The sequence below is a fragment of the Microbacterium sp. LWS13-1.2 genome, from assembly GCF_040144835.1.
Lineage (GTDB): Bacteria > Actinomycetota > Actinomycetes > Actinomycetales > Microbacteriaceae > Microbacterium.
The window spans coordinates 3717112-3739262 of the sequence record NZ_CP151632.1 but is presented as its reverse complement, the minus strand read 5'-3'; the positions used below and the strand labels follow the sequence as shown (position 1 = coordinate 3739262).

Below are 22151 nucleotides of genomic sequence, written 5' to 3'. Positions count from 1 at the left end.
CGGACTACCGGAAGGGTTGCCTGGGGACGACTGGAGACAGTAACCGTCACGGTTCGATCCGCCACTCCACAACGACCTTCTGCCCTCCGTGCTCATCAACGAAGGCTTCGATGTCGGCCTGGACCCTCACAATGTCAACTCGTGCGGTAAGCACCCGGCTTCCTGCCGCCTTCGGTTGAGAGGTTGGCTGCGGCGTAGGAGTCGGGTCGGGCGCCGGCGTCGGATCGACTACCGCGGAGAGCCACTTGAAAGCGTCGTCGTCCGCGTTCCTGAGAGCGCCATTGATCTGCTGCACAAGCTCGTCGGCCGCCAGCGCGGCCCGAAGACGGTCGAGCGCGGCTTTTGCTACGGTTCCGCGCGGGCCTGCCTGCTTCTCCGCGGCCAGCAACGGCTTCAGCCGCGCCCAGTTGAAGCCCTGAATCGCCCCGGCGACACCAGTGGCGGTGAGCAGCGAGCGTGCTGCTGCTTCGTCCGTACCTGACAGTTTGGTAGTCGCGAAGGCCTCGATGAATGCGACGTTGTCAGCGCGCGCAAGAACGTCGGCGACAAGACCGGCCACTCCTCTAGCTGTGCTGAGTCGGCCGGTTCCGTTGGGATCTGCGGAGATGCTGAGCTTGCCGTAGGCGTCCTCAACGATCGCCGGAAGTGAACGTGCGGCAGATGCGAGCGGTGCGAGCCGGCTGCGGATCTCCGTGGTCAGCTCAGTGACGGCGGCACCGGTCAGAAACGTCGAACCCGCGACGCCCAGGAGCGTTGCGGCGCGAGCAACTGCGTTCTGCCAGTCGCCCGTGGATGGAAGCGGCTCGGGCCGCAGTTCAATCTCGTCATTGAGCTGCCCGGGCCTTGGTGCAGGAACCAATGGCGAGCCATACCGATACCAGGCTCGCCCCTGCTCGACCGACCAAGCTGCGATCACGAGGTCGGCCACTTCGTTCCGAAGTCCGGACTTCGGGTGGTCATCGCGGATCCATCCACGAAGAGTGCCGACCGTCACCGCGTCCTTGAGGTCGAGTCCAGCCGATCCCATCGCCACCGCGAACTTGTTGCTCCACGGAAATCGAGCGGCTTCGAACAGGTAATGGGTCTCACCCATGTGGCCAACGCCGAGCGGGTTGGCGATGCGCGCGATGGTGTCGCGCTTGCTCGGCTCAACGAACACACGCCCGTCCGGATCCTGGTGCGCTTCCTGCACAACTTCGAGGACACGCTGGAGGTCGGCGAGCTTCACCTCAGTGTCCGTAGGGTCGAACTTGGGGTGACCCGGGAATGACGTAGCAAAAACTTGGTCGACCAAGTCGCGGAAGGCCGATGCAAGGTCATGGCCGACTGGTGCTTGCGGATTGAACTCCGGGTTGAGTGAACGCAGCACCCGATCGTGGCCCTCGTCGAGGTCGAGATTGCCCGGGGTCGGCTTGGCGGCGCCATACGCTTCCTGGATGACTCGGCGAAGACGCTCGCGCAGGGCATCCCGCTGGTTCTCCAGGATGCTGCGAGCCTGCGCTCGGTCTGCGACAGGGAGGTCGTTGGACATGTTCTGCCATCGGTCGCCCGGGCCGCTCAGGAGCCAATCGAGGATCGCGAGGCGACCCAGCTCGTTGCGACGCTCAGCGGAGATGAAGTGCGGCAACCAGACCACCGTATTGGTGACAAGCCCACGCTGACTCAGCTCATCCACGCGGCGGTCGTCGTCACGAACGCTGTGGCCCTGGTCATCGAAGGGGAAGTCGACCACAAACCGCCAGGTGTCTCTGCCAGCCCTGAAAGTCTCCTCAACGAGCCAGGTGGCATCGCGGACGTTGCCGAAGACAATCTCCACCTCCCGGCGTGAACCTCGCCACACGCGGTTCTGACGATTGACGCCGGTGATGTCGTCCTCGACATGGTCGAGCTTGAAGGCCTCCCACACCAGCGACTTGAGGAGCTGGCGGCGCCGCCCCTCGTTGTCCTCACCCTTAGCCTTCTCGACCACGGACTCGTAATCGACCTCAGAGATCTTGAGCCTAATCACCGGATTCAGCGGGTCGCTCGTGATGTGGATCTCGGGGATCTCTGCGCTCCACCGCTTCAACTTGGTGAGAACGAGGGATGCCTCTTGCCCCGCCAGCGGGCTGACGATCGAGCCGTGGTTGAGGGCGGCGAGCCGAGCCGCCGTCAGCTCCTTGAGCGCAGGAACCTCCGGGGCCACTGCGGAGAGTACAAGCGTCTTCACCAGCCGATCATCGGCCCGGAACGGATGCCCAGGGGCCAGCAGTCGAGCCTCGTCGTCAGCGAGCTTGTGTTCGCGCAGCAGCAGGGGTCGAAGCTTGTTGTCGTACAACTCCTTGGCGTTACGGAAGCGACCCTGCATTTCTGCAGTGATGGCCTGGTTGCCCTGGACCACAAGGTCGAACGTGTCACCGACCGGGATCACGTCGGAGACGGTGAGATGGTTCCGCTGGTCGACGAGCAGCTGCTGCATCACTTTCAGGGCAGTGCGATCTCGCTGCATCGCCGACGCGAGCGTACGGAGCGTGGACACCAGCGCCGGGGAGAACGGGTAGGTGCGGCGGAACGCCTGCTGGTCTGCGCCCCGCTGGCCCGCCTCGGTCCCAACGCCGTCGAGCAGGACGTCCCATACGGCTGGCCTGCGATCGATGCGCGAGAAGGCGTCGTCGAGCGTCATCTTCGCGGCTTCGGAGATGGGCTTGAGCAACCGCTTCTCCGCGACGTAGGGCAGGTTGTCATCTCCGAGGACGATCGTGCGGAAGCGTCCCTCCTGGTGGCTGAAAGCGCGGTCGAGCGCCTCCTGCTCGGCGCCGACGCCACCGCCAGATTCGACGAAGTATCGCCGCAAATCAAGCTGCCGGGCGACGAAGGTGACGATCGGAATGGATCGCGTGTGCTGGGCTTCGACGAACTTGGTGATCTTCTGCGCCTCGCGGCCGAAAAACTCGGCGTCGCGCACGCGGAATGCAAGCCACAGGACGAGCTCATCGAGGAACATCACAATGGCGTCGTATCCGAGCAACTTCGCGTGGTCACTGATCGCCGCGAGACCGCTGTCGAGGTCGATGAACTCCGCGCCGGAGGTGAAGGACGTGAAGTACGCCTTCACGAGCGCGGTGGCGAGCGACTGGCGTTCCTTGCTTCCGGGCGTGGCGGTACGGGCCGCGTCATACGAGGCCGAAGTCCAGTTGCTTTCGTTGAGGACATTCCCCCAAACCGATCCCGCGGCGATGCCACCGCCGGCCCTGTTGAGGCCGGCGAGGAAGACGTCGTCTCCCATCTGTGCGCGCAGGTTCTCGGCATCCTTGAGTAGCTGATCGCTCTTGTGCACTGCGGGAAGCGGGGCGTCGGGGTGCAACAGGCTGACCTGCTGAACGTAACCACCGAGAACGCACTGCTCGATGCTCTGGGCGTCGAGGAAGTGAAATGCGAGCCGAAGAATGCTCTTGCCTTGAAGCTGGGGGTCGTGGGACGCAATCGCTGACTGCAACTCCGTCTTCGCACGCGCGGTCGCATTGTTTCCGAGGAGCGCGTAGAGCACCGCCATGAAGTGCGACTTGCCGGAGCCGAAGGACCCGGAGAGGAACGAAGCTCGACTTGCTCCGTCGCCCACGGCAGCGGCGACCAGGTCCAGCGCATCTCCAAATGCCCTAGCGAGATCCGAGGTCACGACATAGTCGTTGATAGTGTCGTCGAGCCGACCTGTGCCCACTCCCTCGGTGAGCTTGAGAACGTAGTCCTCGGTCCCCGCACGCTCGGGGATCGAGATGACGTCCTTCAGCAAGATCTTCCCCGTCATGCCTTTGTCTTCCTGGCTCGCGTCACTGCCGACGGCCTCCACGCGGCAAGCGACTCACGGGTCGCGCCGAGCTTCACCATGTAGTGATCCAACATTCCTGAGAAGAACTCTGCCGGAGAACTACCGCCGTAGAGGGGATCAGGATCGGAGTGCCACTGCTCCACCCAAGGGAGCAGCTCCGAGAGCCCTGCGACCAGTGGTGTCAACCGCTCCTCCGCCCAGCCCTGCTGCTCACCCGACTGGATAAGCGTGGCGAGAGCTAGAGCCTGCTGAGAGTGGTCCCAACCAGCCCAGCCAACGACGGAGGATGAATCTCCCTCGCGGCCTGCATTGGGGTAGGAAATGAAGCGCTCTTTCGGCAGGTCGAACTTTCCTCGGTTCGACCAGTACTCAGATCGCGCGAAGTCTCCGCTCGAAAACTCTGGGGGAACGGGGGTCCCAGGCCGGTCACTGTCTTCCGTGCGGAGGGCCTCGGATTGATTCCTGTCGGCTAGTCGCTGTATGCGCCAGGTCTCCTCCCACGCACTCCGCTTCCTCATGCCCGACTCCCTGTAGCGGTGGGCGGCAAGGTATGGCACCGACTGCGAGGTCAACAGCGCTTCCAAGCTCTTGATCATCGGCGCATCACGCCTTTCCTCCCACAGAGCGAGCACTGCCACAAAGTCGCTGTCTCGGTTGAGCACATCAGCCAGCGCGGCGAGGCTCTTAGGCGTGACTCGAGACTGCTCGTCAAACCAGATCTGTGCTGTCTCAAGTCGATCGAGTAGCCAGTCACGCAGCAGGCGACGACGCATCTCTGGCCAGTCACCACCTGCCCACGGTCGTTTGCACTCTGGTCGCTCCACCAGACCAACGAACGGGTTGCTCTGAATCGCATCCATTCGCCGCTCGACAAGTTCCCGATAAGCCTCAGGCCAGTCCGCCGGACTCGTGGCCGGTGTCACCCGGCCTGCCAGCGAAGGCCACGACGGCGCAGCGACCCCCGCAAGCGCCCCACGGGCAAGCAGGAACTCGAACGCGCGCTGACCAGGCCGGAGTCCGAGCGTGCAATCAGATGGCATCACTAGGGGATCATCAGTCAAGCCGAATGAGTGGTATGCCCACCAGTCGGCCTCCTCCTGGAGGAAGACCAGAGCCTCGCGTAAGCGGTAGAAGGAGTTCTCCGCGGCTTCCAATGCCGCCGCGGTTGGGACTCCACGAATGGCGAGCATCTCGGATATTTGCTCGGCTGCCGCATGCATCTGAGCACCGTAGTTGACGGGGAGCTCCGCAGGTATCGGAATGTCGAGGGTGTTGGTTGACGCGAACTGGTACGTGCGCGCCCACGCTTCGTCTGCCTTTCCACCCTTGGGCTTGCTCTGGTCCTTCATCCAAAAACAGATGAGGGACGAGTTCAATATCGCGAGCAGGCCGTGCAAAGTAGCGCTTGGGACGCCAGACGGAAAACGGAGAACCGGTGCAGTCTGCGGAAAGAGCGTTGCGCCGTCACCTAGATGAAAATGATTGTGACTGGCAATCTCCGCGTAAGCGAGAACCTGATCATCCGCGCGCTCATCTCGCGGCACCTGATGCCACTCCAGCCAGTGCTTTCCCTCCGAGAAGTAGGTTCCTGAGAACGTTGCCCTGTTACCCAAGCTGGTACGGAGCGGCCAATAGAACCGAAGCCATCCAGGGGCATGCTCAGGCGATTCGAACCGTCGCTGATCGTAAGGGAACCAAGAAACCTCGTCGGGCGACGCGACGTAGTCCCTGACTCGATCACCGGGCGCCAGCGGCTCCGAAAAGCTCGCCTCGAGGCGACGGCGCTCGACGATTGCTGGGGGAAGGTTGAATGCGTCGTCAGCGTGACTCATCGCCATGTAGCCGACCCTCACCACGAAGTCGCGCACGCGCTTCGGAGACTTCCTCAACAGCGAAACCAGTTCCAGCGCGCTTCCACCCGCAAGTGACAGCGGAAACTGCCGAAGCAATGAACGGTCAAGCGCGGCTACGGTCACCCAGTCGTCGTCGTAGCTGTCGCTATCAATGTGCGCGAGGGTCCCACTCCAGAGGGGTCCCCGACCGCCGTCAGCAGAAGGTGATTCCCTCAGTCCCTTGCCGAGAACGCACTTCACGGTCGAGAGTGTGGGGGGCCTATTTCGCCCCACGAGCGTGACGGTTGGCGTTCCGTCCATGTTGTGCCCTGCCATCCACACGCCCTCTGTATCGATCACCTCGATCAAGTCCTTCGTCGGTAGGAAGTCGAGAACGAGCTTCTTGCCGAATTTACGCTTCATGAAGGAATTGCTCGTGATCTTCCCGACCCAGCCACCATCATTCGCCAACATGAAGAACCGCTCCATGAACGGAACGGACAACGCATAGATTCCGGAACAGCTCACGTAGCGCCGCCGGTACAAGACGCTCAAAGCCTTGTCTGGTGGCTGAATGTACGGCGGGTTACCCACGACGACGTCGTACTGCCTATTGCGCAGGATCGACCTCAACGTCTCCAGATTTGCCGCTCCGTGAGCGATTCCTGCTGCAGCTTGATCTGCCAGCAGGTCGACTCCCAGATCGAACTCGAGCTGATCTAGTCCATGCAGCAGAGAATCGCCAGCGGCCAGGTGATAGTTGAATGCCGGAGCGTCCTCCAGGTTCCGCACTCTCGCGGCCACGAGCGCCGCGACCGTGAGCCGGAATCGCGCGATCGCCACCGCGAAAGGGTTGATATCGACGCCGTAGACCGAATCAAGTGCCGCCTGGACCCGTTCCCGCTCGTCGAGGCCCGGGGCGTGCTTGTGCCAGCGGTCGAGCAGTCGCTGAAAGCCTCCGAGCAGGAAATGTCCCGACCCGCAGGTGGGGTCGATCATCTTGAAGCCTTCGAGCGGTCGCTCTTTCAGGGCCGGCTCCAGAGCGCGGTCGAGGATGAACTCCTCTACGAAGATCGGCGTCTGGAGAAGTGCATAGCGCTTCTTCGCTTCCTCGGAGATCTCCTGGTAGAGGTCTCCGAGGAAGCGAGTATCGAGGTCAGGATCGGCCAGGTCGCGCACCAGGCTGCCCCTCTCGTCTCGCTCACGCCAGTAGTTGAGGAGTCGAGTCGCGGCGTCACCTGACGGGGTCACGAGCCACATGGGAGAGGCGTCATCAACAAGGCCGGCGGTTGCCGGAAGAGACTTCAGATAATCAACTGGTTGGAGGAGCCACTCGCGGTCGGTGACATCTGCGTTGGTGCGGGCAGTCTCGCGAAGGAACTGCTGCTGCGCATCGATGGCCTCGCGCTGGCGCGGGCCGCTGATCCACACCGGCTTGACCAGCGCGTTGTCTTCACAGAACCGAATGAAGACAGTCGTAAGCACCCATGCGACCGCCGCGAGGGTCACTCGCTCGTCGACCCACACCTCCCATGCCGCAGCGGTCCGCTCGGCGGCAAGCGCAGCGTCGTACTCCGCACGCCAAGCTTCCTGCACTCTTGTGATGGAGGCCACCCGTGCTCGCAGGTCGTCCTCAAGGCGCAGGACCTCGGCGCGCAGCTCGGGGGTCAACGTCTCACGGGCACTCATCGCGCTGCTCCCTCAATTGCATGTGGCTTACCGTCCAGACGGACAAACTGCGACGCATATGTCAGCGGTATCGGAGCACCGTCGAGAAGCGGCCCTCCGCCCCCATCTTCGGGAACGATCAGCCATACGGCCTGCTCTCGGGGGGTGGTGATGTCGGCGAGTCGGCTCAGGCGGGCCATGTAGCCGTAACGCGCCAAGGGCGCAGCCTCGGTGAGCACTACCGGACGGTCCATGCCTGGCGCACCGGCAAGAGCGGTCTCGATCGCGGTGTCGATGTCTGGTATCGCCTGCTCAACGAGAGCCGCTAGCCCGCGGGCATCGATCGACCCGGAGGCCGCGGCATCAGCCGCGAGCACGGCATCCCACGGAACGCCAGCATCATCGGCGCGCGCCCTGAGCGAGTCCAGCAGGACGTCGGTCACGTTCACCTCGATCGCGCCGTAGTTGTCAACGAGGCTGGCGGCGGTTCCTTCGGCGTACTTCGCCTGAACACCGAGCGCGAGAAACGATCGGGCGCTGACGCTCTCGCGCAATTCTCTATGTGTTGGCTGCCTCTGTCCGTCTGCGCGCCGAATTGGAATGGTCGGGTAGGACGTCTGAGTAGCGAAAGTCGTGTCGGAGTGGGCCGACGGAATCGAGTAGCTGTCGCCGTCCCAAGTCAGGCCGGTGCCGGCTTCGGCGAGAACGCGGTCAAGGCCAGGTCGTCCCGGAACGGCGTCGACCCCGGGGAACCGAATCTGCACGAGACGCTTCACGTCGTCGGTGGTGAAGCGTTGAGACGGCATGGTCGAACCGAGCGCCAGTCGCACGGCGTCGACAACAGGCATGCGGGTCGAGTAAAGCTCTCCACTCGCTGACGCGGCCGCGGCGTCCGAGAGTCGCGCTGCGAGTCGGATGAGCCTCGTGTCATCGAGCGCAGGCAAGTCGCTGGTCCAGACCTGGCGAAGAGCGGGAACCGATCGACCGCGCGGCACAACGAACTCGCCAGCCCTCGCAGACTCCTCGACCAGCTGGTTTCCGCGCAACCCGAGCGGTGCAGCAACGTCGCCGACTACGGAGCCGCGTGCGAGGATCAGCCGGTTGTCGTGACGGCGTCGGCGTCGCATGATCGGTGACTCTTCATCAGCGCCCTTCGCCTTGTCGTCCGCCCGGTCCAGCGAGGCACGAACCATGCCTGCGATCAGTCGACGATCGGTTGCGGACGCGCCTCCTGGCGCCAGAGCGGCGACGACAGTATCCGTCCACGCGGCGCCGTCGAAGCCCTCGAGCACACCAAGGACACGATCGAAAATCCCGTCGAGCAGGTATGCCGCACGGGGCACGGCTGCCCACGCGTCGCGCACGTTCGCAAGAGCAGCCGACGCCTGCGGCTGGCCACCGAGACCGAGGGCTGCGGCGATGTCTGTGAGGACAGCGAACGGCTCAACATCTCCTTCAACGCCGAGAATGACGGCGGCGGCATTGCGGCGAGCCTGAGCGCGTGGGCTGCCAGCGGCCTCGACGAGGAACTGAGCTGCCACGTCGGGAGAATGGAATGGATCAGCCTGATTGACGTCCTCGGTTGGCGCGACGGTCGTCGGCAAGTCGTCGACGAACTTCTCGCGCCATTGCTTCGCGCGGCCACGAATCTCGCGCTTGGTCGCGTCCACGATGCCGGTGAACCTGCTGAGGCGGCTCGTGTCCAACGCCGCCAGGTCACCCACGGTCTTGAGTCGGAACGGTTCAAGCGCGCTGAGCGCTCGCGGGGTAAGTCCGGACTGCGGAAGAAGCGTGTCAGGCAGCGCACGCTCGGCGATCTCGTCAGCGTCCTCGGGATTTGTGGCGACCGACGCCGCCAGCGCGCTGCGCCAATCAGCCAGCATGTCACCGGCAGTGCCGTGCCTCTGTTTCGCGTCCTTCGCGAGCGCCTTCTCGAAGAATCTGACAAGCCCGTCGGCAACAGCGGGGTCGAAGTCGCCCGGTTCGATGGTCGCCCGGTCAACGAACTGTGGGGCGGTCTCACCATCTCCATAGACCGGCGCATGGCCAGTCGCCATTTCAAACAAAGTGACGGCTGCGGCATATCGCTCAGCCGCGGAGTCCCAGTGAAGCCGAGTACCCGTTCCGAGGAACGGGTCAAGGTAGGGAGGCGTGCCCGCGCTGATGGTGGCGGCACTCGCCTTGGCGAGCGAGAAATCGAAGAGGACGAGGTGCTTCGCGCGATCGCTCTTCTGTTCACGGATGCCGAGGTTCGACGGCTTGACGTCTCGGTGGTCCACCCCGGCTTCGTCGAGCGACACGAGTGCTTCGAGGAGATCGATGCCCCATCGATCCAACAAGTCGAGCGAGAGACGGCGCCGATCCCGAAGCACGTCGGCGAGCGTCTCGTCGCCTGCCGACTCGAGTAGGAGAGCCTTGCGGTCGCCGACCTGAATTGGGGCCGTTTCGACGATGCGAACGACACGAGGCTGCCTACGGCTGTTGAGAACGGCAAGCACGTCAGCTTCGGCGTCCAGCCGCCGCGCGGCATTGTCATCAACGGCGACCTTGAGGACGCGAGCCTCACCCTCAGCTTCGCGGTCGCGAACCAGCAAGCCAACGGCCGTCGATCCTGACCCTAGCCGCCTAACGAGCTCGAAGCGGCCCCCAATCACAGTGCCCGGTGGTGCGTCGAGCGGATCAATCTCAGTCTCACTCGCGTTCGTGCCGAGGTCGCGCTCTACATCGCTGAGCTTCTCCAAGAAGTCAGGGACATCCCGCAGACGCTCACTGACGACCGGGTTCGTCGCCGCGAGTACGAGACTTCGGAGCGCGGCCGAAACCTGTGGGAGATCCGCAGCGAGGTCCAGTCCATGTTCGCGCTCCAGGCGCTGCTTGAGCTCGATGGCGCTCGTAGCGGGGTCATGGCCGGTCACCAGGAGATATGTCAGGGCGCCAAGCGCAAAGACGTCGAGTCTCGATCTGCTCGCGTCCGGCCGCCACTGCCCTTCCGGAGCGACATAGGCGTCTGCCGTTCGATTGCCCTTCTTTCGGGCATCCAGCAGGCCAAAGATGCGTGTCGCGCCACCGTCGGTTTCGAGCACGCTTTGACCCGCGCCTTCGCCCGCACCGGCGACGCGCCAACCGCCTATCAATGTGCGAGGTTCGCGATCGTGATGGACGAAGACGGCGCCCGGGTTGAGCCCGCGATGGACGACACCATTGCTGTGCGCGTACTGGACTGATTCAGCAAGCTGACGCACGACGCCGACCTGTGCGCGGAGGTCGAGGGCACCGCCGTTGTCAGCCAGCCAAAGATCGAGTCGCTGGTCGCCGGCGTCATACGGGAAGACGAGCCCACTTCCAAGCTCGTCCTCGACAATGTCCTGAGGCGCGAGTATTCCCGGATGGTGGAGTCTGCTCGTCAGCGCGAACTCGCGCTCGGTGAACTTGTGAGAGCTTGCCACCTGAGCGGTGGAAGCGCCCCGCGGAGTAGTGAAGAACCGAATGCGGGCCTGCTTGCGGGTAACCCGGTGCTCAGCGGGCCAGTCTTGCCAGTCAGCCTCCTCGTCGAGTGCTGGGCCGGTGAGTCTCCACGACCCGATCTCGCGCTCACGTCGCAGCGCGAAGCCAACCCGTTCCACCACCCCGAGGAAGGCCGCCTCGTTGACTGGACCGCGTCGGGGTGGTTCGAGCAGGAGGTCAGCAATGCTCGGGAGGTTGCTTTGGTGTTCCCGACCGTCGAGGCCGTAGAGGTCGGTCTTGTCTGCGTCAGACAGGAGGCAGCGGGTATTCGCGGCATGGAGGAAGATGGCCGGCTTCACGAACGGCACCGCGCTCGGGTCGAGGCCAGCGCGGGCCGCGGCTGCCTTGAGCACTCCGGCGAGCTTGCGCGACTTCATCGCCGCTTTCTTCAGCGGCGAGTCTTCCGAGCGCCGGGTCAACTGCCAGCGGTAGGCGCTTCCGCGGATGTCTCCTTGGTAGTGCTTGAGCTCGACCAGGTAGAGGGCACCTTCGCCCAACACGAGGAGGTCCACCTCCGACCAAGTGCCGTTGCTGTCGACAAATTCGAAGTTGCTCCACGCGTGAAACGGTCCACGATCGGGCAGCAACGCTCGGACGTGCTCAAGCCCCGCGCGTTCGTGAGCGTGCTCGGAGTCGGAAACGACGTGCCAGCGCGCGCTGTTGGGTTGCATGACGCGCTGTCACCTCCTGATGCCGACTATGGACACAGCACTCGCACATCCTTTCATGGTGGCACGACAACGGTGTGTAGCATCCGAGACTCCAAGAGCGTCCGGGCCAGAATTGATGCATGAGCGATCTACTGTCGGTTTTCGATGACAATGACCACGGCGCGGAGCCGGCAATCGTGCGTCCGATTCCGATGAATCGTGCGCAGCGATCGGAGATCCGCCAGCTCTTCGCGGGCCTCAACGTGGCCACGGCCGCTCAGCAGTTCGAAGTCACGGCCGAACTCACCGGCGTCCGAATCACTTCGGTTCACGAGCTGGACGCTGCGACTGCTCATCGGCTGATCGGAGCGCTCAAGCGGCGCGCGCAGGCGTCCGGTCGCGTGACCACCGGGAACTCCTGGGACGACCGCGAAGAAGACACCTGGATTGACAGGCTGTGAGCTCATCCGCCCGGGCGTTCTGCGCGGATAGAGAGCGTGCCGCGACACTCCGACCCTCACCGTTCGCTCAACGGCTGCGGGTCTCTGACCTCACCTCGATACCGCGGCGGTTCGAACCGACCACCGCATACTGGGTGAGATCCCCATCGACCCAGGCGTATCGGCGAAACTCCCGACCCACCCTTTTTCGCGACAGGACTACGATTGGCGCAGGAGGCCGGTGTGGGTGCTAGCTCAGCGTGGCGCGCGAACGACGTTGTCGCCTACGAGGTGATGCGCGAGTCGGCTACAACGCTAACCGCGCTCCTGCTTGGATCGTCGAGCAACGACCGTTCGACCTTCGTTGAGGCGGGCGCCGAAGCCACGCAGCTCCGAAGCTCCGTGCTCGGGGTGGCCTCGTACGATCGTGAAGCCGTGTCCACGCTCGCGGACCGAATCCACGGGCGAATTAAGGTACTAACGGAGTCGAAGCCGTGAGCGGGTGGGAGCTGGATGACGACGACCGCGACGAGATCCTGCGGCACGGCATCCTGCCGTTGTACTTCCCCTCCGTCACGCCGTCGGAGGCTTCGCCAAGCCTGATCCTTCTCTCTGGCCAGCCTGGGGCGGGGCGATCTCGCGCGACGAGCAAACTCCTCGCCGAGGAGCGATCCGATGTCGCAGTCGTCAGCAATGACGACATGCGAGCGTTCCACCCCCGATTCACTCAGATCAGCGCAACGTCATCGCCCGAGGCGCGGGAGGGGCTTGCGCGGACAACAGCCGGATGGGTTCGCGACTGCATCCGTTTCGCGCGCGAGAACAAGCGATCGCTGCTCATCGAGGGTGCCTCCCTTGACGCCAAGGTAGCGATCGGAACGGCCGAGCGGTTCGCCGCTGAGGGGTTTCAGACGCGCGTGGTCGTGGTGGCATCCCGTCGCGCTGAGAGCCTGCTCTCGGTCGCTTCGCTCTACCTCCGCGACATACACGCCTCCGCCCCCGCGCGGTTCGTCAGCCGCGATGCCCACGATCGAGCATTCGAGGCGACACGCAGACTCGTCGCGACCGTCGAGGATACGGCATCCGTCGACCGCCTGACGATCCTGAACCGGAACGGTCAGACTGCGTTCGATGCCCGTCGCCCCGATGGCAGTGACGCCTTCCGAGGTGCCGGCGCGGCGCTGGAAGCTGCCCAGTCAGGCCGACTGAGCCGCTTCGACGCCACGCAGTGGTTGAGCGAGCTGCACCACGTCACCGTGTTCGCGGCATCCCGTCGTGATCTGCCCCGCGGCGTGACCGATCTGCTTGTGGATCTGCACGAGGTGGCGCTGCGCGAGGTTATTCCCGACCTGCACGTTCCGAGCGACGGCAAGTTCACGATCGCGATCGAGCAGAAGACGGTGGCGAGCCTCGTCGCGTTGCGTCGTTCGCTCCTGCGGGAGCAGCCAGTGGATCTCGCGGCCCCGGTGGTTGCGCCGGCTGGCCCAGAACGTGAGGGCTTCTCGCGGTGACTCGCGTCGTGGGTTACTCCCGCAAGCTCGCACCGGGACTCGGGACGGCGTCGGACGTGGAGCAATTGATGCTCGCCGGCGCCTCCGCTGTGTTCACCGATGACGACTCCGCCGATGCCGCCAAGCGCGCAGGGCTTCGCGAGTGCCTCGAGTCTCTTCAGACGGGCGACACGCTCATCGTCACGAGCGCGGCGATGCTCGCACCGACAGTCCCACAGTTCATGGGTACCGTCGCGGGGCTGTCGGCGAGAGGCGTTACCTTCCGTTCGTTGTCCGATCCGCTCCTCTCCGCCGGCGGGCAGGCTGATCCGGCCCACGTGATCGCTGCACTCGAATCACTGCGACGTCGACTATCCAGTCTTCAGACGCGGGCGGGGATGGCCTCCGCTGCTGGCGAGGGTCGGCGCCCCGGCCGCCCAACGGTCATGACCCCGGAACGGGTTGCCATGGCCCAGGAGTTGCGGAATCTCGGCCGGCCGGTGACGCATATCGCCCGCGTTCTCGGCGTGAGCGCCAATGCCGTTCAACGCTCGCTTGCCGTGTTTCCCGACAGACCCTGACCACGCCTCGGGTTCTTCCTGGCAGTGGCTCACATCGCGACCGCAGGCGTGCGCAGTGCCGAGCCCGAGGATTACCGGACCGAGCGAAGCGAGGGAGGATATGCCGCAGGGCCGGAACGGAGCACGGCGTAGGTCGCTACGATCGGCCGCCAGAAAGAACTGCCGCCCTCATCCTTCCCCCGAAAGTTCCGCCAGCTTCATTATGAAAGGCCGCCGGTCCACCGTCGGCACGGTGATCAGCATCCGGATCACATTCCGGAACATCTCGAGATCTGGCCGCGGCAGTCGATTCTCGAGCGGTAACGTGCACCACGCGACGTCTTCCTCGACGTCGTAGCCGGGCCCCTGCTCCGGCTTCTCCGGATAGTAGGTGAACGCGCAGATGGCGACGCGGTAGAGCACCTTCTCGGTGTGGCTGCGGTCGATCATCCTCATCGGCTCATTCCCATCGGGTTGTTCGGCTGCAGCATCGGATGCGGCGCAGCAAGGTCGAGGTGGTGCGGATGCCGTGGCTGCTCACGGTGACGCAAGCGTTCGTTCACCTGGCGGGCGATGGCATCCATGCGGGCTTCCTCGATCTCTCGCGGCGTCGGACGCGGCTTCGGTTTGGGGCCGGGCCTCGCGCGGCCCAGTTCCTTCTGAAGTCGCGCCAACTCCTCCTTCTGCTGTGCCAACGCATACTCCGCACGGGCCTTGAGACAATCGCGCTTCCACGCAGCCCACACGTCGGCCGGCGTCTCGATGCTCTTCATGGCGATCTTGAGTTCCTCCTTCGTCCACACCCGTGAGAAGAACTCGTCCGCTGCGGAGCGGTTCTCGAACTGCTCAGCTTTCGTCGCGCGATGGACGCGACGCACCGGCAACCCCGCGTCACGGCGACGCTTCTCGCGATCGCGCCATGCGCGGTGGGCGGCGTTTTGCTTCTCCTTGTTGCGGGCGTAGTACTCGCGGCGGCGCATCCGCTGCTCCTCGGCGTGCTCGGCGTAGAACTCACGCCGACGCTCGCGATGCTTCTCGGGGTCCTCGCGGTACTTCTCGCGGAGTCGCGCATTCACCTCATCCTTGTGCTTGTCACGCCAGCGCCGACTCCGCTCGCGCTTGCCCTGCCGGTACGCCTCAGGATCCTTCTCCCGCTGCTCGGCGCGATACTGCCGCTGGTACTCGAGATATTCCTCACGGTGCTGCGCGTAGTAGTCGCGGGCGTACTGGCGCCGCGCTTCCTTGCGCTGCTTCTCGCGGTCGTGGATTGCCGCTCGTGCGCGGGCGATCTGCACCCGGATGTCTTCGCCCTCGCGCTCGAGCCGCTCGGCTTCGTCGTCGGGCACGGTGTTCACCTCACCATCGACGCGTCGGACCGCGTCGGTGCCCAGATTCCGTCAAGCAACGAGTCGGCGGGTGCGAAGCGATCACGGATGCTGCGCGGCGGCGCCAGCGGAAACCGCCGGTCGGCCTCGACCGCCGACCGCTTGCCGCGCGGGAAGTATTCCTGGAACAGCCGGCATCCCGGATCTACGACGACCCAGTGGCAACGGACACCCCACCACACGGTGAGGTCCAGTTCTGCCTCATCGGCGGAGTCGGCCCAGACTCCGACGACGTGACCGTCGACGAGTTGAGCCGTGTGCCAGTTGCGGTCGCCTGATTCGACTGCGCGGGCGGCGAGGGTGTCATTGATGAGTTCGCGACGGATCCGGCAGTCCTCATCGGTGGCGCGTTCGCCGCGGATCGGAGCCGCCGCGTGAATGCGCTCCCCTGCTTCGGCGAGGCTCTCCCCCACCACTGGCGTACTCAGCCGCCACATCGGACGTTCCCCAGGCGCGAAGCAAGTGCGTCGAGCTTGTCCGGTCGGAATCCGCTCCAGTGGTCCTCGTCGCTGACGACAACGACCGGTGCTTGGGTATACCCGAGATCATCGACGACGTATTCGCGAGCAGCTGGGTTGGTTCGGATGTCGACTTCGATGAATCGAACGCCCTGCTGCGCGAGCAGCCGTTTGGTCATCGTGCACCGCATGCACTCGGGCCCGGTCGTGTAGACGATGATCATCCGCCCCGACGGGTCGGGGTCAGGTCCGTGATCGTGAGACAACCTGCTAACGCGCATGGGGGCCGCCCGCTTGAGCGCCGTCTTCGATCCACGCTTCGACCTCGTCGAGTGCGTACACGACGATGCGGCCGAGCTTGCGGTACGGCGGCCCCTTCTTCTCGTATCGCCACATCGCGAGAGTGTTCTTGGTGACGCCCGGAAGAGCCGCCGCGAGCTCGTCTGGACTCAGGTAGACGTGGCTGAGGCCGGAAGTGTCAGAGTTCATCGCTGTGGTCATAGAACTCGCCTCCTCTTGCGGATTAAATCTGACGTTTGACAGCAGTACACTCCTAATGCGTATCCTTAGTCAAGAGGTTTCTGTAGAACTCCTCCGCAGTAGGACAAGATGAGGGGGTGAAGGTCGACGTGAAGACACCCGATGGCAAGACGATGTCGGCGGATGCTGCGTCACAGTCAGTCGGATCCGCGCTGCGAATTGCGCCAGCCTTTACCGCCACCGCCGTCGACGAGACGACCGGAGTCGAGACCACGATCGAGGCTCACTACAGCGCGACCCGCGGCCGCTACATCATCACGACGATCGTCAACCGCGCGATCGCAGAGGACTTCAACGAGGACCGACTGAAGCACGCCGCGCCGCAGGCGATCCTGCAGGTCGCCATCCCCCACTGCGTCGCACTTCAGCTGGATGAAGATCCTGGCGCGCCCTGGACGACGGTCGCAGACCTCACCACGGCGGAGGGACGCATTATCCCCGCATGGATGGCGCAAGCCGTGGTGAAGCGAGGAATGAAGGACGAGCGGTGGGAGGTCATCGAGATCCTGTACGGCACCGCAGCGCTCGCGGACCTTCCGCCTGTCAAGCTCATCGCACTCGAGCTCGACGTGCCCGAGCGCACCGCCTCGGATTGGGTTCAGAAGGCCAGGGCTGCGGGCTGGCTGGCGGGGATGACGTCGAACGTGGGCCGGCCAGCGAGCGGATGACTGAGTGCCCAGCGTCGAACAATGTGGGCCGCGAAGATCAACGACCCGAGACACATAACGCAGATCGGCTCCGTAGAACTTGATCCAAGTGCGATTGCGGTGCGTCGTTGCTGCGAACTCACCGTCAACCTTGCAGGGCCACAACTGCCGATAGCTTCTTGGTCATGCACCAGCCAGCTCCGATACCCGCTGTCGCCGCTCCAGCGGTGATCTTCGTGATCAACCGCGCGTGGGCGCCGGGCGCAGGTGATCAGGCCACATACGACGCAACGCGCATGTACTGGAAGGTGGGCGCGACTACGCGGGAGCGCGCGGTCTATGCACTCGGCGTCGCGGGCGGGGTCGTGCGCGGCGCGTATCGGATCGAGTCATGGCATTCTGGGGACGCGAAAGGGCGTTGGGGCTTCCACGGCGTTCCAGCGCCGGAGCTGCATGTCGTCGGAACAAGCGTCGAGCGCCTTGCACCACCGCGAGGTGCCGCGAACCCCGTGCGTCTCTATCTGGACGGAATCCCTCCGAGCGAACAGCAGCCGGTCGGGGTCATCGCTCGCGAACTCAATGTCGAGCCGCTCGCACGCATCATGTACGGGCAGCGCGAGTTGTTCCACAGCAACTTCCTCGCGTGGTTCTTCGACGCATTACCGGAGCTCGCTGACGCCGTCTTCCGTGACCTCTCCGTGGACATCGAAGACGACGCGACCCGTCACCGACACGTGGAGCGGGAACGCGAGAACCTCGACCTCGTCCTGCATTGGCCCGACGCTGCACCGCTCGTGATCGAGAACAAAGTGTTCTCGCTTCCCGAAGCCAACCAGCTGCACGAGTACCGTGCCAAAACAGCCCGGTGGAAGGGCGCCGCCTCCCAGCACGTTCTGCTGAGCATGTCCTCGCCCCGTGAACCCATCGACGGTTGGAACTATCTGAGTTATCAGGATCTCGCTGAACGCATTGACGTAGCACTTGGAGACGTCGAGGCCGAGGGCTACGAGATCGAGACCATCCGTCGCTACTCCCGCGTCGTCCGGCTTCTGAGCGCATTGTTGGACACCACCGTTGTCCACTCGCCTAGCGAATCCACGTGGTTGGATAGCGCCGAACTCGCGGAGATCGATTCGTCGCAGACCCGCACAGCGCTCCGAAAGCTCCGTGCTCGCCGGGTTCAAACGGTACTCGCCGCAGAAGGCCCCGGTGTGGGCTGGACGGAAGCAGCCATCAGCCATGGACATCCCCTTGTCGGCTGGAGGCGACACATCAGCGTGGACGGCGTCGAGATTCAGGCAGGGTGGCAGTACCAAGAGGGACAGTTTCGACTGTGCGCAGTCCTCCCCCACCTCTCCGGGCGGTCCGTTGCGGACAGGCAGGCGCGGGAGGCGTTCGCCTCTGAGCATCCTGAGTTGTTCGATCTCACGTCGCTATCGGACATCCTTGCGTCGCCCGACAGCGATGCAAAGCCACGCGGGCACTTCGGCCACTTCGCGCCCGACTTCGTTTACCGCTATGTGAAAGTACCTGACCAGAGCGTTCAGGGTCTGATCGACGCCACCCATGCTGTCAACAGCAGCCTTGAGTCGATCGGCGCCGCCGTGCACGGCCGTCCGATGTCGGGATGAGCGTCAATCGGTGCGGAAGGAGACACGGCGCGGCCATCGCGTCTCCTCGAACCGCGAAACTCGATACGGTCAACTGATACTCGTTCCTCGATCGCGTCCCGTGCGGTGGAACGTAGCGAGAGCGTTGGAGCACCGAGAATGGCGAACACCCTGCCCGATGACGCAGACACGATTGCCATCGCATTGCCGTCCCGCCCCGAAGCGGACATGGCCGTTGCGCGGCAGGTTGCTGAAGTCTTCAACCACATGCTGGGGGACGGTCGGTCGGTCATCGATCCAGCAGTGACCGTCTGGACAGCGGCGGCCGCTGAAGACCTGCGCAGACGGATCGAGGACAATCCGCTGATCGGCCCGGATGCCGGCCAGTGGGACAAGCTCGAGCTTCAGCTCGCGGGTGCTTCGCGCGACGTCGTGCTGATGGCGGCTGAGTTGGTTTTCCTGCGTGAGCAGCCGGTTTCGAACGCCTCACCGGCAACACGCCGACAGCATCTCACTCGGGTCCTGAACTTGGCCGAGCCGGTCCCTGAGATTCCGGAATGGATGAACGACGCGCTGGATCGGCCTTCTGGCGATGCAGGCTTCGCAGGCAATCAGGGTTACAACGGTCGGCTCTGGCTTCACCTGATCTGGGCAGCGACGTTTGTACGTGAATGGCGGGGCTTGTCAGATGAGGAGCGCAGAGGCGCGGTGGGCCACCCGTGGCAGGTCCAGCAAATCATGCTCGACATCGGGGACGGAACCCCCGACATCCGCAATGCAATGCTCTTTCTCGCGTTCCCTGACGTGTTTGAGCCGATCTCGTCGGTGAACATGAAGACGCAGATCCGCACTGGACTTGCCGACCGGATCGGCGGGGCTAGCGGCGTTGACGCTCAGTCCCTGGATCGCGATCTGCTTGCCATCCGGGCGTCACTGGCCGCAGAGATAGCGGAGCCGTTCCACTTCTGGACTCCGAATGTCCGTGCCATGTGGGACACCGTGAAGCCCCCGAAGCCCACCGTTGACGAGCCGCGTCCACGGCACCACTGGCTCTACTCACCGGGGGCGCAAGCCTCAGAGTGGGACTCCTTTCGCGCCGAGGGAATCATGGCGCTCGGCTGGGATGAGGTTGGCGATCTCGCCGGGTATCCGGACCGCGAAGCAATCCGAGTCGATCTGGCAGCAGCATCCGGTTCCACGTCGTCGTTGAAGAATGACGTGCTCTGCCTGTGGCAGTTCCAGAACGAGATCGCGGTAGGCGACGTCGTTTACGCCAAGCGCGGCAGGCGGGAACTCGTCGGTCGAGGGGAGGTGATCTCTGAAGCTAGGTTCGAGCCCGAGCGCGGGCAGTTCCGTCACGTTCGCTCCGTGAACTGGACTCACGTTGGCTCGTGGGTGCATCCCGGTGACGCCGCCGTGAAGACCCTGACCGACATCACGTCTTACCGGGACTACGTCGGGAACCTTGAGGCACTCTTCGCAGGCGAGGAGGACGACGACCACGAAGAAGTCGAACTCGTGACCCCGCCCCCGTCATACAGCCGGGAAGCGTTCCTCGACGAGGTGTATGTCACAGAGGATGCATACGAGCGGCTCCGTGGGCTCCTGCTGCGGAAGAAGAACGTGATCCTCGCCGGTCCGCCGGGAGTGGGGAAGACGTTCGCAGCCCGGCGGCTCGCCTTCTCCATCATGGGCGCGAAGGATCTTCCTCGGGTACAGATGGTGCAGTTCCATCAGAGCTACTCATACGAAGACTTCATGATGGGCTACCGCCCGACCGAGTCTGGCGGGTTCACGCTCGCTGAGGGCCCGTTCTACCGCTTCTGTGAAGAAGCACGGAAGGACGACGTCAATCGTCCGTACTTCTTCATCATCGATGAGATCAACCGGGGGAACATCTCCAAGATCCTCGGGGAACTCCTGATGCTGATCGAGGCAGACAAGCGCGGCCAGGAGTTGCGCCTCCTATATAAGAACGAGAAGTTCTCAGTCCCACCGAACGTCCACATCATCGGGATGATGAACACCGCCGACCGGAGCCTCGCGGTCCTCGACTATGCGCTGCGCAGACGCTTCGGCTTCTTTCATATGGCCCCCGGCTTCGACTCGAACGGGTTTACATCTTGGCAACAGTCGGTGCAGAGCCCTGCGCTCGATGCGCTGATCGGCGTCATCCTCGACCTCAACCGTGCCATCACGGCGGATCCGGCGCTCGGACCGGGCTTTGCTGTCGGACACAGCTATCTGAGCGCACCGCCCGACGATGAGCTGGCCGACGAATGGCTCTACTCCGTCGTGGAGGATGAACTCGTTCCCCTCCTCGACGAGTACTGGTTCGACGAGCCCGACGTGGCCCAGAAGTGGTCAACCAGGTTGCGGGGCGCCATCGCGTGATCGACCGCAGCATCGTCATCCGGAACGTGTACGTCATGCTCGCGTACGCGTTCAGGACCGTGCGCAACGAAGGTGCCGATCGCATCGCGAGCGAGAAGTTCGATCACTTGCACGATCTCCTTGCTGAGATCCTTGCCTTCGGCGTCGGCACACAGGTCAAGCGCGGCCTCCATCGCGACTACCTCGCGGTGAGTGAAGAACTGGCCACTGTACGCGGTCGCATCAACGTTGGACGCACGGCTAGCGCGCGCTCGATCACGCGAGGACGTCTGGTGTGCGAGTTCGACGAGTACGACATCGACACGCCCCACAATCAGGCGCTGAAAGCTGCCATCATCCTTCTCATCCGACACGGCGAGGTGTCCACGCCACGGAAGGACGCACTCCGTCGGGTGCTCCCCTATCTCGATACGGTGACCTCAATCGCGCCGAGGTCGATTAGCTGGGAGTCGCTCACGTACCACCGATCGAACACGTCCTATCGGCTCCTGCTCGGCGTCTGCGAGCTCATCATCCGCGGACTACTCCCCACCGAGTCCGCGGGCGCTGCGCGGCTTGCGAGTTGGCTCCCCGACGAGAGGATGAACGTCCTCTACGAGCGGTTTTTGCGCGAGTACTACGCCTTCCACCATCCCGAACTCTCCCCGGGAGCGCGCGTCATTACGTGGGATCTCGATCAGCCAAGTCTCTTCGGCGGACAGCTACCGGAGATGCGCACCGACGTCACGCTACGCTCCGCGAACCGAACGCTCATCATCGACGCCAAGTACTACGGCCACACTCTCCAACAGGGTCTGAGCGGAAAGGAGACCGTCCACTCTGGCAACCTGTATCAGGTCCTTGCGTATGTCAAGAACGAGGATCGTAAGCGCACCGGCGCGGTGAGCGGCCTCCTGCTCTACGCACAGACCGAGGCAACCGCTCAACCGGACCTGGACGTGATCGTCCAAGGAAACAGAATCGGTGCTCAGACACTTGACCTGAACCAACCTTGGGAATCGATCGCTGCCCGACTCGAGGGCGTGCTCGACTGGCTCGCTCCAGTCGCCGCCTGAGCGTTCAACACAGAGAACCTGAGTCATCAAGGCTCCCAGCTACTCCCTCCTTGCTCCCCGGCCCTCGGACGGGGTGCTCAGTCAGTCGGAGCCGCGCGAGTGCGCCCTCGCCA

Annotated in this window: 15 protein-coding genes; 7 read left to right on the top strand and 8 right to left on the bottom strand. The window is 63.9% G+C overall.

Going from position 1 to position 22151, the window contains the following annotated elements; genetic code table 11:
• Window positions 1–46 precede the first annotated feature (46 nt).
• The 3 genes from MRBLWS13_RS17220 to pglW are packed head-to-tail and all read right to left on the bottom strand — an operon-like array spanning window position 47 to window position 11480.
• Window positions 47–3826 carry a hypothetical protein gene (locus MRBLWS13_RS17220; RefSeq protein WP_349426545.1) on the bottom strand — a complete coding sequence of 1260 codons (3780 nt, stop codon included), beginning with the start codon at window positions 3824–3826 and terminating at the stop codon, window positions 47–49.
• The gene (gene pglX / locus MRBLWS13_RS17215; protein WP_349426544.1) at window positions 3781–7326 is read right to left on the bottom strand and encodes a BREX-2 system adenine-specific DNA-methyltransferase PglX; all 3546 of its coding nucleotides are present in this window, start codon (window positions 7324–7326) and stop codon (window positions 3781–3783) included. The genes MRBLWS13_RS17220 and pglX overlap by 46 nt, the downstream gene beginning before the upstream one ends.
• Window positions 7323–11480 (bottom strand): BREX system serine/threonine kinase PglW, encoded by a 4158-nt coding sequence (gene pglW / locus MRBLWS13_RS17210; protein WP_349426543.1) that lies wholly within the window; start codon window positions 11478–11480, stop codon window positions 7323–7325. The genes pglX and pglW overlap by 4 nt, the downstream gene beginning before the upstream one ends.
• Window positions 11481–11599: 119 nt before the next feature.
• Between pglW and MRBLWS13_RS17205 the strand changes: the two genes are divergently transcribed.
• The 3 genes from MRBLWS13_RS17205 (at window position 11600) to MRBLWS13_RS17195 (ending at window position 13970) form a co-directional block, all read left to right on the top strand.
• A complete protein-coding gene (locus tag MRBLWS13_RS17205) occupies window positions 11600–11920 on the top strand; it encodes a hypothetical protein (RefSeq protein WP_349426542.1) in 321 nt (106 codons plus the stop codon).
• Window positions 11921–12393: 473 nt separating this feature from the next.
• Window positions 12394–13410 carry a zeta toxin family protein gene (locus tag MRBLWS13_RS17200; RefSeq protein ID WP_349426541.1) on the top strand — a complete coding sequence of 339 codons (1017 nt, stop codon included), beginning with the start codon at window positions 12394–12396 and terminating at the stop codon, window positions 13408–13410.
• Window positions 13411–13418: 8 nt separating this feature from the next.
• Window positions 13419–13970, top strand: a complete 552-nt coding sequence (locus MRBLWS13_RS17195) for a recombinase family protein (RefSeq protein ID WP_349426540.1) — start codon at window positions 13419–13421, stop codon at window positions 13968–13970.
• Window positions 13971–14138: 168 nt separating this feature from the next.
• On the opposite strand, the gene MRBLWS13_RS17190 is transcribed toward MRBLWS13_RS17195, so the two are convergent.
• From MRBLWS13_RS17190 to MRBLWS13_RS17170, 5 genes are read right to left on the bottom strand one after another with little or no spacing between them, the layout of a single operon-like run.
• A complete protein-coding gene (locus MRBLWS13_RS17190; RefSeq protein WP_349426538.1) occupies window positions 14139–14399 on the bottom strand; it encodes a hypothetical protein in 261 nt (86 codons plus the stop codon).
• A 2-nt stretch (window positions 14400–14401) separates the two neighbouring features.
• Entirely contained in the window at window positions 14402–15244 is an 843-nt protein-coding gene (locus MRBLWS13_RS17185) for a hypothetical protein (RefSeq protein ID WP_349426537.1), read from the bottom strand.
• A 56-nt stretch (window positions 15245–15300) separates the two neighbouring features.
• Window positions 15301–15750 carry a hypothetical protein gene (locus MRBLWS13_RS17180; protein WP_349426536.1) on the bottom strand — a complete coding sequence of 150 codons (450 nt, stop codon included), beginning with the start codon at window positions 15748–15750 and terminating at the stop codon, window positions 15301–15303.
• An 8-nt stretch (window positions 15751–15758) separates the two neighbouring features.
• Window positions 15759–16016, bottom strand: a complete 258-nt coding sequence (gene nrdH / locus MRBLWS13_RS17175; protein ID WP_349426535.1) for a glutaredoxin-like protein NrdH — start codon at window positions 16014–16016, stop codon at window positions 15759–15761.
• Window positions 16017–16062: 46 nt separating this feature from the next.
• Window positions 16063–16281, bottom strand: coding sequence for a helix-turn-helix domain-containing protein (locus tag MRBLWS13_RS17170; RefSeq protein ID WP_349426534.1), 219 nt, complete (start codon window positions 16279–16281; stop codon window positions 16063–16065).
• A gap of 140 nt (window positions 16282–16421) precedes the next feature.
• On the opposite strand from MRBLWS13_RS17170, the gene MRBLWS13_RS17165 reads away from it, so the two are divergent.
• The 4 genes from MRBLWS13_RS17165 to mcrC all read left to right on the top strand — a co-directional run bounded on the left by MRBLWS13_RS17165 (window position 16422) and on the right by mcrC (window position 22038).
• Window positions 16422–17000 (top strand): hypothetical protein, encoded by a 579-nt coding sequence (locus tag MRBLWS13_RS17165; RefSeq protein ID WP_349426533.1) that lies wholly within the window; start codon window positions 16422–16424, stop codon window positions 16998–17000.
• Window positions 17001–17206: 206 nt separating this feature from the next.
• Complete coding sequence (locus tag MRBLWS13_RS17160; protein ID WP_349426532.1) at window positions 17207–18610, top strand: PD-(D/E)XK nuclease family protein; 1404 nt, start codon at window positions 17207–17209, stop codon at window positions 18608–18610.
• 138 nt (window positions 18611–18748) lie between these two features.
• Window positions 18749–20983, top strand: a complete 2235-nt coding sequence (locus tag MRBLWS13_RS17155) for an AAA family ATPase (RefSeq protein ID WP_349426531.1) — start codon at window positions 18749–18751, stop codon at window positions 20981–20983.
• Complete coding sequence (gene mcrC, locus MRBLWS13_RS17150) at window positions 20980–22038, top strand: 5-methylcytosine-specific restriction endonuclease system specificity protein McrC (protein WP_349426530.1); 1059 nt, start codon at window positions 20980–20982, stop codon at window positions 22036–22038. Before MRBLWS13_RS17155 ends, mcrC begins: the two co-directional genes overlap by 4 nt.
• Window positions 22039–22151 lie beyond the last annotated feature (113 nt).